15 protein-coding genes and 2 pseudogenes are annotated in these 15140 nt (G+C 70.1%); 4 read left to right on the top strand and 13 right to left on the bottom strand.

The annotated features are described in order from the left end of the window. The 3 genes and pseudogenes from J7E96_RS37130 to J7E96_RS06720 form a co-directional block, all read right to left on the bottom strand. Window positions 1-264: pseudogene (locus tag J7E96_RS37130) on the bottom strand (hypothetical protein); the annotation flags it as partial. Window positions 265-353: 89 nt separating this feature from the next. Then, window positions 354-1241 (bottom strand): ABC transporter permease, encoded by an 888-nt coding sequence (locus J7E96_RS06725; protein ID WP_215128422.1) that lies wholly within the window; start codon window positions 1239-1241, stop codon window positions 354-356. After that, a complete protein-coding gene (locus J7E96_RS06720) occupies window positions 1238-3883 on the bottom strand; it encodes an alpha/beta fold hydrolase (protein WP_215128420.1) in 2646 nt (881 codons plus the stop codon). The genes J7E96_RS06725 and J7E96_RS06720 overlap by 4 nt, the downstream gene beginning before the upstream one ends. Window positions 3884-3928: 45 nt before the next feature. Here J7E96_RS06720 and J7E96_RS06715 point away from each other — a divergent pair, with 45 nt between their 5' ends. Further along, window positions 3929-4426, top strand: a complete 498-nt coding sequence (locus J7E96_RS06715; RefSeq protein WP_215128418.1) for a GNAT family N-acetyltransferase — start codon at window positions 3929-3931, stop codon at window positions 4424-4426. Continuing rightward, window positions 4423-4587: pseudogene (locus J7E96_RS06710) on the top strand (threonine synthase); the annotation flags it as partial. The gene J7E96_RS06715 and the pseudogene J7E96_RS06710, both read left to right, overlap by 4 nt. A gap of 172 nt (window positions 4588-4759) precedes the next feature. Here the strand turns inward: J7E96_RS06710 and J7E96_RS06705 are convergent. Genes J7E96_RS06705 through J7E96_RS06690 form a run of 4 tightly spaced genes read right to left on the bottom strand, consistent with a single transcriptional unit; the run spans window position 4760 to window position 6949 of the window. Continuing rightward, window positions 4760-5365: a DUF4291 domain-containing protein gene (locus J7E96_RS06705; protein WP_215128416.1), complete on the bottom strand. Its 606-nt coding sequence runs from the start codon at window positions 5363-5365 to the stop codon at window positions 4760-4762. Then, a complete protein-coding gene (locus tag J7E96_RS06700) occupies window positions 5365-5853 on the bottom strand; it encodes a GNAT family N-acetyltransferase (protein ID WP_215128414.1) in 489 nt (162 codons plus the stop codon). The genes J7E96_RS06705 and J7E96_RS06700 overlap by 1 nt, the downstream gene beginning before the upstream one ends. Window positions 5854-5900: 47 nt before the next feature. Further along, window positions 5901-6086 carry a DUF397 domain-containing protein gene (locus J7E96_RS06695; RefSeq protein ID WP_215128412.1) on the bottom strand — a complete coding sequence of 62 codons (186 nt, stop codon included), beginning with the start codon at window positions 6084-6086 and terminating at the stop codon, window positions 5901-5903. Window positions 6087-6097: 11 nt separating this feature from the next. After that, window positions 6098-6949, bottom strand: a complete 852-nt coding sequence (locus J7E96_RS06690; RefSeq protein ID WP_215128410.1) for a helix-turn-helix transcriptional regulator — start codon at window positions 6947-6949, stop codon at window positions 6098-6100. Between the two features lie 264 nt (window positions 6950-7213). On the opposite strand from J7E96_RS06690, the gene J7E96_RS06685 reads away from it, so the two are divergent. Then, a complete protein-coding gene (locus J7E96_RS06685; protein WP_215128408.1) occupies window positions 7214-7702 on the top strand; it encodes an ATP-binding protein in 489 nt (162 codons plus the stop codon). A gap of 21 nt (window positions 7703-7723) precedes the next feature. Then, window positions 7724-8089 (top strand): hypothetical protein, encoded by a 366-nt coding sequence (locus J7E96_RS06680; protein WP_308295862.1) that lies wholly within the window; start codon window positions 7724-7726, stop codon window positions 8087-8089. 279 nt (window positions 8090-8368) lie between these two features. Here the strand turns inward: J7E96_RS06680 and J7E96_RS06675 are convergent, their stop codons facing one another. From J7E96_RS06675 to iolC, 6 genes are all read right to left on the bottom strand, one after another. Continuing rightward, a complete protein-coding gene (locus J7E96_RS06675) occupies window positions 8369-8722 on the bottom strand; it encodes a type II toxin-antitoxin system Phd/YefM family antitoxin (RefSeq protein ID WP_215128406.1) in 354 nt (117 codons plus the stop codon). A gap of 114 nt (window positions 8723-8836) precedes the next feature. Further along, window positions 8837-10336, bottom strand: coding sequence for a CoA-acylating methylmalonate-semialdehyde dehydrogenase (locus tag J7E96_RS06670; RefSeq protein ID WP_215128404.1), 1500 nt, complete (start codon window positions 10334-10336; stop codon window positions 8837-8839). A gap of 31 nt (window positions 10337-10367) precedes the next feature. Continuing rightward, window positions 10368-12248 carry a 3D-(3,5/4)-trihydroxycyclohexane-1,2-dione acylhydrolase (decyclizing) gene (iolD, locus tag J7E96_RS06665; RefSeq protein WP_215128402.1) on the bottom strand — a complete coding sequence of 627 codons (1881 nt, stop codon included), beginning with the start codon at window positions 12246-12248 and terminating at the stop codon, window positions 10368-10370. Beyond that, on the bottom strand, window positions 12245-13192 hold the full coding sequence (iolB, locus tag J7E96_RS06660; protein ID WP_215128400.1) for a 5-deoxy-glucuronate isomerase: 948 nt from the start codon (window positions 13190-13192) through the stop codon (window positions 12245-12247). The genes iolD and iolB overlap by 4 nt, the downstream gene beginning before the upstream one ends. Window positions 13193-13219: 27 nt before the next feature. Further along, entirely contained in the window at window positions 13220-14104 is an 885-nt protein-coding gene (locus J7E96_RS06655; protein WP_308295861.1) for a deoxyribose-phosphate aldolase, read from the bottom strand. Further along, a complete protein-coding gene (gene iolC, locus J7E96_RS06650) occupies window positions 14101-15093 on the bottom strand; it encodes a 5-dehydro-2-deoxygluconokinase (protein WP_215128398.1) in 993 nt (330 codons plus the stop codon). Before iolC ends, J7E96_RS06655 begins: the two co-directional genes overlap by 4 nt. Between the last annotated feature and the right edge of the window lie 47 nt (window positions 15094-15140).

Here is a 15140-nt window from a genome sequence, read left to right as displayed (position 1 = left end):
TCCCACCCCGAACACCCAACCACCCCAGTCACCAAACCGACCAGACCACACGCGCCTACACACGCGAGTGCAGTAATACGCAGAAAACATCCAGCTGTTGAATACCCCACGCGGTACGTCCTCGTTGATACGCCGCGTCGCCGCCACGAACTGCTCGTCCGTCAGCCGCCCCAGGGCGGGCATGATGCCGGTGAGGAAGATCAGCATGAAGCCGGCGTACAGCCCTGTGGCGACTACGGCGAAGGCGATGAGGAAGGTGGCCATGGGGCACATCATGGCCGACCCGCCGTCACGACACGGTGTACTTGCGGCGACCCACTCTCAGGACACGATGTCGTCGCCGCCACCCGCCCTCAGGACACGATGTCCTTGCGGCCGAATCCCCGGAAGGCGAGCGCGAAGAGCACCAGTGCGTACGTCACCGAGACCGCTGCCCCCTTGAGCATTCCGCCCCACTCCAGCTGCGGCTGAAGCGCGTCCGCCCACGCGAACTGCCAGTGTGCGGGCAGGAACTCGCGCCAGGACCCCAGCGCCGTCACCGCGTCCAGCACATTGCCCACGATCGTCAGTCCGACCGCGCCGCCGACCGCGCCCAGGGGCGCGTCCGTCTTCGTCGACAGCCAGAAGGCGAGAGCCGCGGTGACCAGCTGCGAGACGAAGATGAAGGCCACGACCAGCGCGAGGCGCGGTATGGCGTCCCCGGCCGGCAGCGACCCGCCCGTCGGCAGCTCCAGCGATCCCCAGCCGTACGCGATCGACCCCGTCACCAGCGCCACGACCGGCAGCAGCACCATCGCCGCGAGGCTGAAGGCCAGCGCCACCGCCAGCTTGCTCCACAGCAGCCGGGCGCGTGGCACCGGCGCGGCGAGCAGGTAGCGCAGCGAGGACCAGTTGGCCTCGGAGGCCACCGTGTCGCCGCAGAACAATGCCACCGGCACCACCAGCAGGAAGCCTGCGGACACGAACAGGCAGGTCGCGGCGAAGTTGGCGCCGGACGCCGTGGCGGTGTCCATCAGGGTGACCCGGCCGCCCTCCCTGCCGGGTGTGCCGCCGATCGCGAAGGCCGCGATCAGGATGAGCGGCAGGGCGCCCAGCACCACGGCCATGACCATGGTGCGCCGCCTGCGCCACTGCCGCATCGCCTCGACGCGCAGCGGGAGGGTGTGGCCGGCCCGGTAGCCGGGGGCGGATTCGATGACGCTGTTTTCCACGACGTTGTTTTCCACGACGTTGGTGCTCATGCGGAGGAGCCTCCGATCAGGGTGAGGAACGCGTCCTCCAGGCGGCGGTTCGGCCCGACACCCGTCAACGGAACGTCCAGGCGGACCAGTTCGCCGATGAGCGTGCTCGGTGACGCCCCGTCCAGCCGTACGAGCAGGCCTTCGTCGGTGCGTACGGCGGACCCGATGCCCGGCAGCCCGGCCACCTTCTCGGCCAGCGCCTCGCTCACCTCGCCCTCCGTCGTCACGAGCAGCGTGTCCGTACCGCCGGTGATCTCCGCCACGGGGCCGGCCTGCATCAGCCGCCCCCGGTCCATCACGACGAGATGTGTGCAGGACTGCTCGACCTCCGACAGGAGGTGGCTGGAGACGATGACGGTGCGTCCCGCCGCCGCGTACCGGATCATGACGTCGCGCATCTCGCGGATCTGGGGCGGGTCGAGACCGTTCGTCGGCTCGTCGAGGATGAGCAGGTCCGGCATGCCGAGCATGGCCTGTGCGATGGCGAGGCGCTGCCGCATGCCCTGGGAGTACGTCCGTACGGCACGCTCCAGCGCCTCGCCGAGCCCCGCGATCTCCAGGGCCTCCTCCATGCGGGAGTCCTCGGGAGGCCGGCCGGTGGCCTGCCAGTACAGCTCAAGGTTGGCGCGCCCGGTCAGGTGCGGCAGGAAGCCGGCGCCCTCGACGAACGAACCTACGCGCGAGAGCACGGGTGAGCCCGGCCTGATGGCGTGCCCGAAGACCCGGATCTCGCCGCTGTCCGGCGTGATGAGGCCCATGAGCATGCGCAGGGTGGTGGTCTTGCCCGCGCCGTTCGGCCCGAGGAGCCCGAGCACCTGTCCCTTCTCGACGCGGAACGACAGATCCCGTACGGCATACCGGTCGGCCGACTTGGCGTACTTCTTCGTCAGATCGGTGATCTGCAGCGGCACCTCGGCGAGCGCCGGGTCCGGCGCGGGCGCCGCGGCCCGCCGCCGGGCGGTGAGCAGCAGCGCGACGGCCAGGGCGGCGCCGATCGCGGGCAGCCCCCAGACCCACCACGGGAGCGGGGCCGCCTGGGTGTTCACACCGGACGCGGTGGGCACGGCGAGCGTCCCGTCGCCTTCGAGGGAGACGGTGTACGCCGCCGGGTCGGCCGGGGACGCGTACGCCAGGTCGGTGGTGGCCAGTACGACGCGCAGCCGGTGCCCGGCCCTGACCTCGTGGTCGATCGGCGGCAGCCGGAATTCGACGGTGGCGCCGTCCTTCGCACCAGCGCCTGTGACGCGCAGGGGCGAGACGAGCTGGGAGGGCAGCACCTGCTGCCGCCCGTCCGCGCTCACGTCGTACACCTTGCCGAACAGGACGGCGTCGTCGCGGTCCGACTTCACGTTGACCTTGACGGTCGGCGAGCCGGTGACGCGCAGGTCGGAGGCGAGCGCGGCGGTCTCGAAGCGCGCGTTCTGGCCGGGGAAGTCGAGGGAGAGCCCGACGCCGAGCCCGGAAAGCTGGGACAGCGCCCCGACGCCCGGTACGGAGGAGATGGCGGGCGGGTTGGCCCCGGCCGGATTGGCGAAGTGCTGCTCGCGCTTGCCGGTCGCGAGCTTCAACTTCCGTTGCCCGGCTTCGAGGCCCGGGTAACGGTCGCTGGTGGCGCCCCTCAGCTGGGCCGCGCCGTCCGTGGAGGAGACACCTCCGGTACGAGTGACGCGGAAGGCGGGCCCGGTGTCCGTGCCCTTCTCCCCCTTCAGGTAGCGGTCGAACCAATCGGTGATCCGGCCCTCGACGCGGGCCCTCTCACGGTCCCCGCCGTCGTGCCCGCCCGCGATCCAGTCGACGGCGACGGGCGCGCCGTTGCCGTCGATCGCCTTGGCCATCGCGTCGGCGTGGTCGAGCGGGAACAGCGAGTCGTTCTGACCCTGCACGATGAGCGCGGGCACCTTGATGCGGTCGCCGACGGCGGACGGGCTGTGCGCCGTCAGCAGGTCACGGGCGGCGGCGTCCGGCTTTCCGGCGACCGCCACCCGCTCGTACATCGCGCAGAGCCGCTTCTCGAACTTGTCGCAGCCGCCGCCCGTGTTGATGAATATCCCGGCCCAGAGCTTCTTGGACACCCCGTCGGGGAAGAGCGCATCGGCCAGGTTCCAGTAAGTGATCTGCGGTGCGACCGCGTCGACGCGCTTGTCGTGGCCTGCGGCGAGGAGCGAGATCGCCCCGCCGTACGACGAGCCGCTGACGCCGACGCGCGGATCGCCGTCCGCGTCGAGCCGCACCTCGGGACGCTCGGCGAGCCAGTCGATCAGCCGCGACACGTCCTTGACCTCGCCGTCAGGATCGTTCAACCCGATCTGCCCGGTCGACTTCCCGAAGCCGCGCGCGGACCAGGTCAGCACGGCGTACCCGTTCCGGGCCAAATCCTCGGCCTGCGCCTGTACGTCGCGCTTGCTGCCGCCGAAGCCGTGGCCGAGGAGGACGGCGGGCCGTTTTCCGGGCCCGCTGTCCGCCGTGAAGAACGAGGTGTCGATTCTCACCCCGTCCATGCTCATGATCCGCTCCTCGCGGTGCACGGCGGGCGCGTCGCCGTCGGAGGCGACGGCCGTCCACGTGCCGCCCCCGACGAGGACGGCACAAGCGGCGGCCGCGCCGACGAGCGACGCCCGGCTGCGGGGAATGCGTAGCTTCATGACTGAACCCTAGAGCCCAGGTCTGACAGCCGAAGCTGCCCCCGGATGGAAGTCTCTGGAGTACTCAAGGAGTACGAGGCCGCCGGCCCGTACCGCGGTGGGAGTAGCGAGGGAAGCCCGATGGACATCCGACCGGTCGTCCGACAAGCGACGACAGTGGCCGAACTTGCAGCCGCCGAGCACCTCTACGACGGACCGGCCCGCCCGGACTGGGCCGAGCGTTTCCTGGCCGCGCCCGGCCATCTGATGCTCATCGCGTACCTCGGCGGGGAGCCCGTCGGGATGGTCTCGGGCATCGAGATGACCCACCCGGACAAAGGCACCGAAATGTGTCTGTACGAGCTGTCCGTCGACGAGGCGCACCGGCGGCGCGGCATCGGCCGCGTCCTGACGCGGGCGCTGGCGGAGACCGCGAAGGAGCGCGGCTGCTACGGCATGTGGGTGGGTGTGGACCGGGACAACGACGCGGCCCTGGCGACGTACCGCTCGGCGCAGGCCAGGGACGACGGCGACTTCGCGATGCTGACCTGGACCTTCGAGTGAGCGCCGCCTCTTCCTCGCTCGCGACGGGCCGGCGCTCGCTCGGTGACCCCGGGGCCCGCTACCCGCTGTGGCCGCCGCTGACCGCCGGCTGCCCGGCCACCAGCACCCCCGCCATGGCGTACCCGGTGGAGGTGGACTACGCGTACGACGACGTACCGAGCACCGTGACGAGCGACGGGACGGGCAACCTGAAGACCACCGTCACGGCCGCCTCCGACGGCTACTGGCGCTGGAACTTCGCCGGCACGTCCACCACTCCGGCGGTCGTGGCCGCGGGCGACTTCGTCGACGTGCTCTGACGCCTCACCTCTACGCCCCCCTGGGCGCCGGCGGTTACGCCGCGCCGCCCAGGGGAGCGAGCAGTTCCGCCCCTGCCGGATAGACCCGCTCGTGCGGCAGCAGCCGCGCGGCGGCGTCCGCGTTTTTGGCCCGTACCAAAGCGTGGATCTCGTGGGCGAGGGGTGTTACGTCGGTGATGGAGACCGTCCACTCGTCCGCGTACCGCCTCGCCGCCTCCCCCGCCAGGCCCAGTTGAAGCGAGCGGTACGGGAGTGCGTTCAGCCGTACGTCGCGCTCTGGGTCCCACTGCACGCGGGCCGGCGCCTGCCGCGACTGGCGCTTCCAGGCGGCCTGGTCGGCGTGCAGGCCGGGAGAATAGTGCGAGAGGCAGGCGTTGCGCAGCGCCCAGTCGAAGCCGTCGCGGGTGATTTCGACAGCCAGTACGGTCTCCTGATCCTGCTTCGCGCCCCAGCCGCAGCGATACATCATCCACAGAAACGAGGGCTTTATCCACGTCATCCGGTCCCGCTTCCATGCGGCGGGGAAGCGGCCGTCGCGGGCGGCCGGGATGCCGATCGCTGGGGCGTACGCCTGGTAGACGGTGACGGTCGTGTCCGTGTGCAGCGCGCGTATCTGCCGCGCCTCACGCGCCTCACTCATCAGAGGGCCATGTGCATGATGTGCAGGCCGACATAGCCCTGGGTGGGGTGGTTGAAACCCTCGGGAAGCGTCCCGATCACCTCGAAGCCGATCGACTTGTACAGCTTCACCGCATGGACGTTGGACTCCACGACCGCGTTGAACTGCATCGCCCGGAATCCCGCCTCCCGTGCCCACGCCACGCTGTACTCACACAGCGCCCGCCCCACACCCTGCCCCGAGTGCTTCGGGTCGACCATGTAGGTGGCGCTCGCGATGTGGGAGCCATTGCCCATGTGGTTCCGGTTCATCTTGGCCGTGCCGAGGACCGTACCGGCGTCGTCGACCGCGACGACCGTACGGTTCGGAGCGGTCAAGTACCACCACCCGCTTGCGTCGTCCTTGCCGAGGTCGAGCGGGTAGGTGAGCGTCTCGCCCGCGGCAACGATCTCGTGGAAGAACGGCCAGATGGCGGGCCAGTCCTCGGTGGTGGCTTCCCTGATCAACATGCGGTCAGCATGCCGGTACCTGCCACGCGACGGCCAGCACTTTTCGCCTAATTCAGGGCCTTGATGGCGGCGATCAGGGACCGCAGGCCGGCGGGAGCGGTCGTGAGGACCCTCGCCGGTTCGTCGCTCTCGCGGAGATGCACGCCAGTGGGCGACTCGGCCAACTCGACGCAGTCCTCGCCCGAACCGCCCCCTGAGAAGGTCGACTTCTGCCACTTCAGGGCTATGAGCACTCTGGCTCCTCTCACATTTCATGAACGATGCGGTTGATGAAGTCCCGCGACGGCTCAGCGCCAAGCGCCGTACTTACCACCTTGCCAAAGCGCGCACGGTACTGCTCAAGTCGCGGCTCCGCGTCCAAGAACACACCACCATGAGCTGTGTCGATCTGCACAGTGTCGAGCTGAGGTACCGGCCCGCTCACGTAGAGCATTGAGTGCCCAGCCCCAGCGAAGTCTTCGGTCTCGAACGGAATGACCCGCACCTCGACATGAGCAAGGTCCGAGAGTTCAAGGATCCGCTCCAGCTGAGCGCGGGCCGTCTTCCGGCCGCCCACCTTGATGCGGAGAGCTGCCTCGTGAACCACCGCTTCGACAGGCGTTGCCGGTTCACCCGTGATGATCTCCTGCCGCCGGGTGCGGAACGAGACATGCGCCTCCCGGTCCTTCTCCGGCCAGTCCGGTGATACGTACCTGAACGCGGCCCGCATGTGGTCCTCGGTCTGGAACAGGCCAGGGATGTGCACGACCTGAACCGTACGGATTCGCCTGGCATGTTGTTCCAGCTCGGCGAGGTCCAAGCCCGGCGGGGCCACCACCCCTCGGTACTCCTCCCACCAACCGGTGCCGCGCTGACTCGCCATCCCGACCAGGGCATCGATATACGCAGAGTTCGTGCAGGCACAGTGGGCAGCGAGGCGGCGGATCCGGTCCTCACTGATGCCGCTGCGGCCAGACTCAACGTGACTCATCTGAATGGGGTTGGACCCCAGGAGAGCGGCCGCAGCGCGTGCGGTCACCCCCGCACGCTCACGCATTCTGCGCAGCTCGGCGCCCAGGCGTTCGTGCCGGGCCGTGGGGTTGCTCCTCGGCGGCATGCGCTCTTCTCCCTGACAGCTCTGCTGAACGGGTGTGCGGCGTAAGCATGGCACGGCCAGATCGCCGACAAGCAATCCCCACCATAAGGTTGCGCCACCATAATGTTTACCCCTACCGTATGTAGTGCATCAAGCACACAGGGTTGCGACAGTCCCAGGCTGTCTCAGTCCTCACGCACAGCCGGTTGGAAGAGCACCCGTCCAGCAGTTTCGGGCAATGCCACTGACTGGAAACACGCTTCATCCCCCAGGAGTTGATGCCCCATGCCCGAAACTCCCACCTGGCCCCCCGACGGCCGCGGCGTCCCCCACTCGTACACGCTCTTCTGCCCGTCCCTGGACACCACGCCCCGCATAGCCCGCGACTTCATCGCCTCCGTTCTCCACTCCCAGCAGCTCGACGACCTCATCGACGCCGCCACCATGTGCACCTCTGAGCTCGTCACCAACGCCTGTGTGCACGCCAAGGGCATCGGGTCCCTCCTCTGGCTGGCCGTCGGGCCCGCCCACATCCGCGTCACCGTCTATGACGGCACGCAGGAGCTCCCCGTCAGACGGGATTTGGACGAAAACAGCGAAGGCGGCCGCGGCCTCTGGATGGTGGACGTGCTCACCGACGGGCGGTGGGGCACCGAGTCCGGAGCCCCGCTCGGGCTCGGCGGACTGGACGGCAAGGGCGTGTGGTTCGAGCTGCGCACGCGTGAAAATGGACTGGGCACTGACATCGCGGGCATGGCAGCATCGCGTATATGACGACGAAGAGCCCTGGGGGCCGTGCCGCGTAGGCGGCCTGGGCAGGTCCGCGCCGAGCTCGCTGTGCGGTGTTGCTGCCGGAAGAACACGCTGAACCCGACCGACGGGCTCTCGCGGCGCACGCTGATCGCGATCGTCCGGATCGAGGAGACCCGTAACTACGTCTGGGCCGGGGACGTCGGCCATTCGCTGCGCCTGTGGCGTGACTTCGTACAGGAGCCGGATCACCGGCTGTGGGACCCGGATCGTCCCGGCTGTACGGAGTGGCTGTGCTGCGGGGAGCCACACCAGGCACGGGACAATCTGGAATGGGCAATGCTGGCCATGCCCCGGGCAGCGGCGCGCGAACTGCGGCGAATCATCGACGAGTTCGATGAGCGGTACTGATGACCGGCCAGAGCATCAGCCAGTCAGCGTGGCCACCAGCGCCGCGACCGCTGCCGACGGGTTCCGGCAGAGTGGGTGGCCGGCGGGGGTAGACAGCTCCAAAGATCGCGGCATGGACATCCTGCAGGTGCCGCAGGTCGTACACACCGGGAATGGGCCGCTCGGCCAGCTGGAACAGTGCCGCTCGACTGATATCGGCTTCGGCCTGGGCCAAGAGGTCAGGGTCTGCGATGCCCAGACGATTGCGGAGTACGCCGCTGGGCATCAGGTACGGATCAATCACTTGGCGCGCCGCACAGCCGCACTCGAGTGGCGCGCCACTGCCAGGGCAACCGCCTCTTCGGCGTTCAGCTCACCGTTGACGTACGCCTCTGCGTCACGGTCCGATTCGGCCGACGCACGGAGGCCCTCCAGTGCCAGAGAAGCGGTGGCGGATTCAACTACCGCGCGCCGCGCCGTACGGCCTTGCAGCGCCTCGTACACCTCTACGGAGAGCAGGACCCCTTGCGGCTTCCTGTGCGCGCCGATGAGCACGGGCTCCGCAGTCGCCCCTCCATGCTCAAGATCGGCCAGTATCCGGGAGAGTCCGGCGCGGGCATCGCTCACAGTGACGACTTCTGGAATCAGCTGCATAGCCAAAGGGTACCTTTTTCCGTACCGAAAGCTGTACAGATTTCTGTGCGCAGACGCGAAAGGCCCGTACGGAGGAATCCAGCATCCGTACGGGCCCAAGCGCGATCCGGTGGATCAGTGGTTGCGCGGGAAGCCCAGGTCTACGCCTGCCGGGGTGTCTGCCGGGTCCGGCCAGCGGGTCGTGGTGACCTTGCCGCGGGTGTAGAAGTGGATGCCGTCGTTGCCGTAGATGTGGTGGTCGCCGAAGAGCGAGTCCTTCCAGCCACCGAAGGAGTGGTAGCCGACCGGCACCGGGATCGGCACGTTGACGCCGACCATGCCGGCCTCGATCTCCAGCTGGAAGCGCCGCGCCGCGCCGCCGTCGCGGGTGAAGATCGCGGTGCCGTTGCCGAAGGGCGACGCGTTCATGAGGGCCACGCCCTCGTCGTACGTGTCGACGCGCAGGACGCACAGGACCGGGCCGAAGATCTCGTCGCGGTACGCGTCGGAGTCCGTCGAGACCTCGTCCAGGAGCGACAGGCCGATCCAGTGGCCGTTCTCGAAGCCCTCGACCGTGTGGCCCGTGCCGTCCAGGACGACCTTCGCGCCTTGCGCGGCCGCGCCCGTGACGTACGAGGCGACCTTGTCACGGTGGGCGGCGGTGATCAGCGGGCCCATCTCGGACGTCGGGTCGTTGCCGGGGCCGATCTTGATCTTCTCGGCACGCTCGCGGATCTTGTCGACCAGCTCGTCGCCGATCGCGCCGACCGCCACCACCGCGGAGATCGCCATGCACCGCTCGCCCGCCGAGCCGTACGCCGCCGAGACAGCGGCATCGGCCGCCGCGTCCAGGTCGGCGTCCGGCAGCACCAGCATGTGGTTCTTCGCGCCGCCGAGCGCCTGGACGCGCTTGCCGTTCGCGGTGGCGGTCTGGTGGATGTAGCGGGCGATCGGCGTCGAGCCGACGAAGGAGACCGCCGCGACGTCCGGGTGGTTGAGCAGGCCGTCGACCGCGACCTTGTCGCCGTGCAGGACGTTCAGTACGCCGTCGGGCAGCCCGGCCTCCGACGCCAGTTCCGCGAGCCGCACAGAGGGCGACGGGTCCTTCTCGCTCGGCTTCAGTACGAACGTGTTGCCGCACGCGATCGCCAGCGGGAACATCCACATCGGCACCATGGCCGGGAAGTTGAACGGCGTGATGCCGGCCACGACGCCGATCGACTGGCGGATCGAGGAGACGTCCACGCGGTTCGACACCTGCGTCGAAAGCTCGCCCTTGAGCTGCGTCGTGATGCCGCACGCCAGCTCGACGATCTCCAGACCGCGCGCCACCTCGCCCAGCGCGTCCGAGTGCACCTTGCCGTGCTCGGCGGTGATCAGCGCGGCGATCTCGTCGCGGTGGGCGTCCAGCAGCGCCCGGTAGCGGAAGAGGATCGTGGTGCGCGCGGCAAGGGAGGAGGTGCCCCACGTCGCGTACGCGGCCTTCGCCGACGCGACGGCGGCGTCGACCTCCTCGACCGAGGCGAGCGCGACCTGCGTGGTCACTTCACCGGTGGCCGGGTCGGTGACCGGGCCCCAGTTGCCCGACGCGCCCTCGACGGTCTTGCCGCCGATGAAGTGGTTGACGGTCTTCATCCCAGAACTCCTTGTATTGCGGTGGGGTCGGTCAGAGATGGCGGCGTCGCGCAGCGGCTTGACGGTCGTACTCCTCCCGGGCCTTGACCGTCGACGGGCGGGTCGCGGTCTCGGCCACGGGAACATCCCACCACGCCTGGGCGGCGGGCGCGCCCGACACAGTGTCGGGCGTTCGCGTCTCGACGTAGACACATGTGGGGCGGTCGGACCGGCGCGCCTGAGCCAGAGCTTCCCGCAGGTCACGCACGGTACTGGCGCGGATGACGTGCATCCCGAGGGATGCGGCGTTGGCGGCGAGATCCACCGGGAGCGGCGCGCCGGTGTACGTGCCGTCGGGCTCCCGGAAGCGGTACGCCGTCCCGAAGCGTTCGGCGCCCACGGACTCGGAGAGGCCGCCGATGGAGGCGTAACCGTGGTTCTGGAGGATGACGACCTTGATCGGGAGGCGCTCCTGCACGGCGGTGACGATTTCGGTGGGATTCATCAGGTACGTGCCGTCACCGACCAGCGCCCACACCGGCCGTCCGGGCGCGGCGAGCTGGACGCCGATGGCGGCGGGGATCTCGTAGCCCATGCAGGAGTAGCCGTACTCGACGTGGTACTGGTCGCGGGAGCGGGTCCGCCACAGTTTGTGCAGGTCACCGGGGAGGGAACCGGCCGCGTTGATGAGGATGTCGTCGTGGGTGACGAGGCTGTCGAGTACGCCGAGGACCTGGACCTGGGTGGGCCGCTCGTCCCCGTCGGGCGCGGCGTAGGCGGCGGTGACGCGGTACTCCCAGCGTGCCTTGGCCTCGCGGTATTCGGCGACGTAGGTGTCTGGGACGCGGTGGCCGGCGAGGGCGTGCTGGAGGGATTGGAGTGCGACGCGGGCGTCTGCGACGACCGTCCGCGCGCCCATCTTGTGGGCGTCGAAGCCGGTGATGTTGAGGTTGACGAAGCGGACGCCCGGGTTCTGGAAGAGGGTCGCGGAGGCGGTGGTGAAGTCGGAGTAGCGGGTTCCGACGCCGATCACCAAGTCGGCGGTGCGGGCCAGCTCGTCGGCCGTGGCCGTGCCCGTGTGCCCGATGCCGCCGACGTCCGCCGGGTGGTCGTACGGCAGCGAGCCCTTGCCCGCCTGGGTGGAGGCCACGGGGGTGCCGGTCGCCTCGGCGAAGGCCTCCAGGGCCGACTCGGCGCCGCTGTGGTGGACGCCGCCGCCCGCGATCAGGAGGGGGCGGCGGGCGGCGCGGAAGGCCTCCACCGCTTCGAAGAGCTCACGCTGGTCGGGCTCGTGCGCCCGTACCCGCCAGACGCGCTCCGCGAAGAACTCCTCCGGCCAGTCGTACGCCTCGGCCTGCACGTCCTGCGGCAGCGCGAGCGTCACGGCGCCCGTCGCGGCGGGGTCGGCGAGGACCCGCATGGCGGCGAGCGCCGCCGGGATCAGGGCCTCGGGGCGGGTGACCCGGTCGAAGTACCTGGACACCGGACGCAGGCAGTCGTTGACGGACACATCACCGGCGTACGGGACTTCCAGCTGCTGGAGTACGGGGTCGGCGGGCCGGGTCGCGAACGTATCGCCGGGGAGGAGCAGGACCGGGAGGTGGTTGATGGTCGCGAGGGCCGCTCCGGTGACGAGGTTGGTGGCGCCGGGGCCGATCGAGGTGGTGACGGCGTGCGCGGAGAGGCGGCCGGACTGGCGGGCGTACCCGACGGCGGCGTGCACCATGGCCTGCTCGTTGCGGCCCTGGTAGTACGGCATGTCCTTCGAGCCGGGTTCGAGGAGCGCCTGGCCGATGCCGGCGACGTTGCCGTGGCCGAAAATGCCCCAGGTGCCGGCGATCAGGCGGTGGCGGGTGCCGCCGCCGCGCTCGGTGTACTGGCGGGTGAGGAAGGCGACCAGCGCCTGTGCGGTGGTCAGTCGGCGGGTGGTCACTGCGCCAGCTCCTCGGGTCCGTACAACGGCAGTCGGGGGTCAACAGGCTGCGAAGGCCAGGTGTCGCGGATCCAGCCGTGGTCGGGATGGTCGCGAATCAGCCACTCCCGCTTCTCGCCGGACCCCGGACCGGCCATCACATTGAGGTAGTAGAGGGTGTGGCCGGGCGCGGCGATGGACGGGCCGTGCCAGCCGTCGGGGATGAGGACGGCGTCGCCGGTGCGCACTTCGGCGAGGATGTCCGTACCTCCGGGGCGGGACGGCGAGACGCGGTGATAGCCGAGACCGCTGTCCCGGCCGGCCCCCTCCCCGTCGGCCTCGACCTCGAAGTAGTAGATCTCTTCGAGCTCGGACTCGGCGCCCGGGTGGTGCTCGTCGTGCTTGTGGGGCGGGTACGACGACCAGTTGCCGCCAGGGGTGAGCACTTCGACCGCGATGAGCCGGTCGCACTCGAAACTTCCTCCTGACTTTCCGCCTCCGGCGGGGGCTGCCGCCGCGAAGTTGTTGACCTGGCGCGAGCAGTTGCCGGTGCCGCGCAGTTCGACGGGCACCTCCGGCGCGGGGCCGTAGCGGGCGGGGAGTCGTCGCGCGCACCTCGCTCCTGCCAGGGCGAAGCGGCCGCCCGCGCCGGAGGCGATCCGGGCATGGGCATCGCGGGGTACGTAGGCGAAGTCCGTGACCGAGGTGAACACGCTCTCCCTGCCCAGCAGTTCGAAGCTCTCGCCTTCCACGTCGACCGTACAGCCGCCACTGAGCGGCAACACGATCCACTCGCTGTCACCGGCCGCGAGCGCGTGCGAGCCGCCGGGCGGCAGCTCCAGCACGCGCAGGCTCGAATAGCCCCAGCCGGCCCGCTTCGGGTCGATGTCCAGGGCGTACGGACCCTGCGCGGCGGCTCCCGCCCGGAGAACCCGTAGAACGTGCGTGTCGTCGTTGTCCGTCATGCCGTCTCCCTACCCCTCACCCTCCCGCTACAGCAGTCCCACGGCCGTGTCGACCGCCCCCGCCACGTCCCCGTCGGCCGGATAGAGCAGCGACCGGCCGACGACCAGGCCCTGGACGGTCGGCAGCCGCAGCGCCTCGCGCCACTTCTCGTACGCACCGTCCTGGTCCGCGCCGACCTCGCCGCCCAGCAGCACGGCGGGCAGCGTCGAGGTCTCCATGACCCGCGCCATGTCCTCGGGCTGCTCCGTCACGGGGACCTTCAGCCAGGTGTACGCGGAGGTGCCGGCGAGGCCGGAGGCGATGGCGATGGAGCGGGTGACCGCCCCGGCGCTCAGGTCGTTGAGCACTTTCCCGCCCACGCGGCGGGAGATGAACGGTTCGACGAAGACCGGCAGCCGGCGTTCGGCCATGGCGTCGATGGTGCGGGCGGTGGCGTGGAGGGTGGCCAGCGATCCGGGGTCGTCGTAGTCGATTCGCAGGAGCAGCTTGCCGGCGTCGAAGCCGCGGCGCTCCAGGTCCTCGGCGCGGGGGCCCGTGAAGCGGTCGTCGAGTTCGAAGGCGGCGCCCGCCAGGCCGCCGCGGTTCATGGAGCCGATGACGACCTTGCCGTCGAGGGCGCCGAGGAGCAGCAGGTCGTCGAGGATGTCGGCGGCGGCCAGCACCCCGTCGACGCCGGGGCGGGAGAGCGCGAGGCAGAGCCGCTCCAGCAGGTCGGGGCGGCCGGCCATGGCGAATTCGTGGTCGCCGGCGCCGAGGGCGCCGCGGGCCGGGTGGTCGGCGGCGATGATCATGAGCCGCCCACTCGCGCCGATCAGGGGCCGGCGCGGGCGGCGGGCGGCGGCCTCGGCGATCGCTTCGGGGTGGCGGGTCCGTACCCCTACGAGGTCGCAAATGCGCAGGCCGGTGGTCACGACGTGGTCTCCTGCGCGGGGACTGGGCCGCCCGCGAGGACCTGCTCGACCTCTGCCGGGTGCGGCATCGCGGAGGAGCAGGCGAGCCGGGAGGCGACGATGGCTCCGGCGGCGTTGGCGTACCGCATGGCGCGCTCCAGGTCCCAGCCCGCGAGCAGGCCGTGGCACAGGGCGCCGCCGAAGGCGTCACCCGCGCCGAGTCCGTTGAGTACGTCGACGGGTACGGGCGGGGCTTCGGACGCCGTACCGTCGCGGTGCATGGCCAGCACGCCCTTGGGTCCTTGTTTGACGACGGCGAGTTCGACCCCGGAGCCGGCGGCGAGCAGGGCGCGGGCGGCGGCGTACGGCTCCCGCTCTCCGGTGGCGACTTCGCACTCTTCGAGGTTTCCGACGGCGACGGTGGCGTGCCGAAGGGCCTCGGCGTAGTACGGGCGGGCGTCGTCGGGGTCACGCCAGAACATCGGCCGCCAGTCGAGGTCGAAGACCGTCGCACCGCCCGCCCCCCGGGCCTCCAGCGCGGCGAGCGTCGCCGAGCGGCTCGGCTCCTCGCACAGGCCGGTGCCCGTCATCCAGAAGATCCGCGCCGAACGGATCGCGTCCAGGTCCAGTTCCTCGGCCCGCAGCTCCAGGTCCGGCGCCTTCGGCTGCCGGTAGAAGTAGAGCGGGAAGTCGTCCGGTGGGAAGATCTCGCAGAACGTCACCGGGGTCGGCAGGTCCGCGACGCCGGTCACCCAGCGGTCGTCGACGCCGAAGCGCCGTAGTTCCTGGTGGAGATAGTCGCCGAACGGGTCGGTCCCGGTGCGGGTGATGACGGCAGCGCGCCGGCCCAGCCTGGCCGCGGCGACCGCCACGTTGGTGGCCGATCCGCCGAGGAACTTGCCGAACGTTTCGACCTGCGCCAGCGCGACCCCGGCTTGCAGCGGATACAGGTCCACCCCGATCCGGCCCATCGTGATCAGGTCGTACGGCTCGTACGAATTGGGCAGCATGCGCGTCCCTCCGGTCCGGCGACTGCACCCAGGTCTAGTGGGCCGCG

The sequence above is a fragment of the Streptomyces sp. ISL-96 genome (assembly GCF_018614035.1).
Lineage (GTDB): Bacteria > Actinomycetota > Actinomycetes > Streptomycetales > Streptomycetaceae > Streptomyces.
This window is presented reverse-complemented; position numbering and strand designations above follow the sequence as displayed.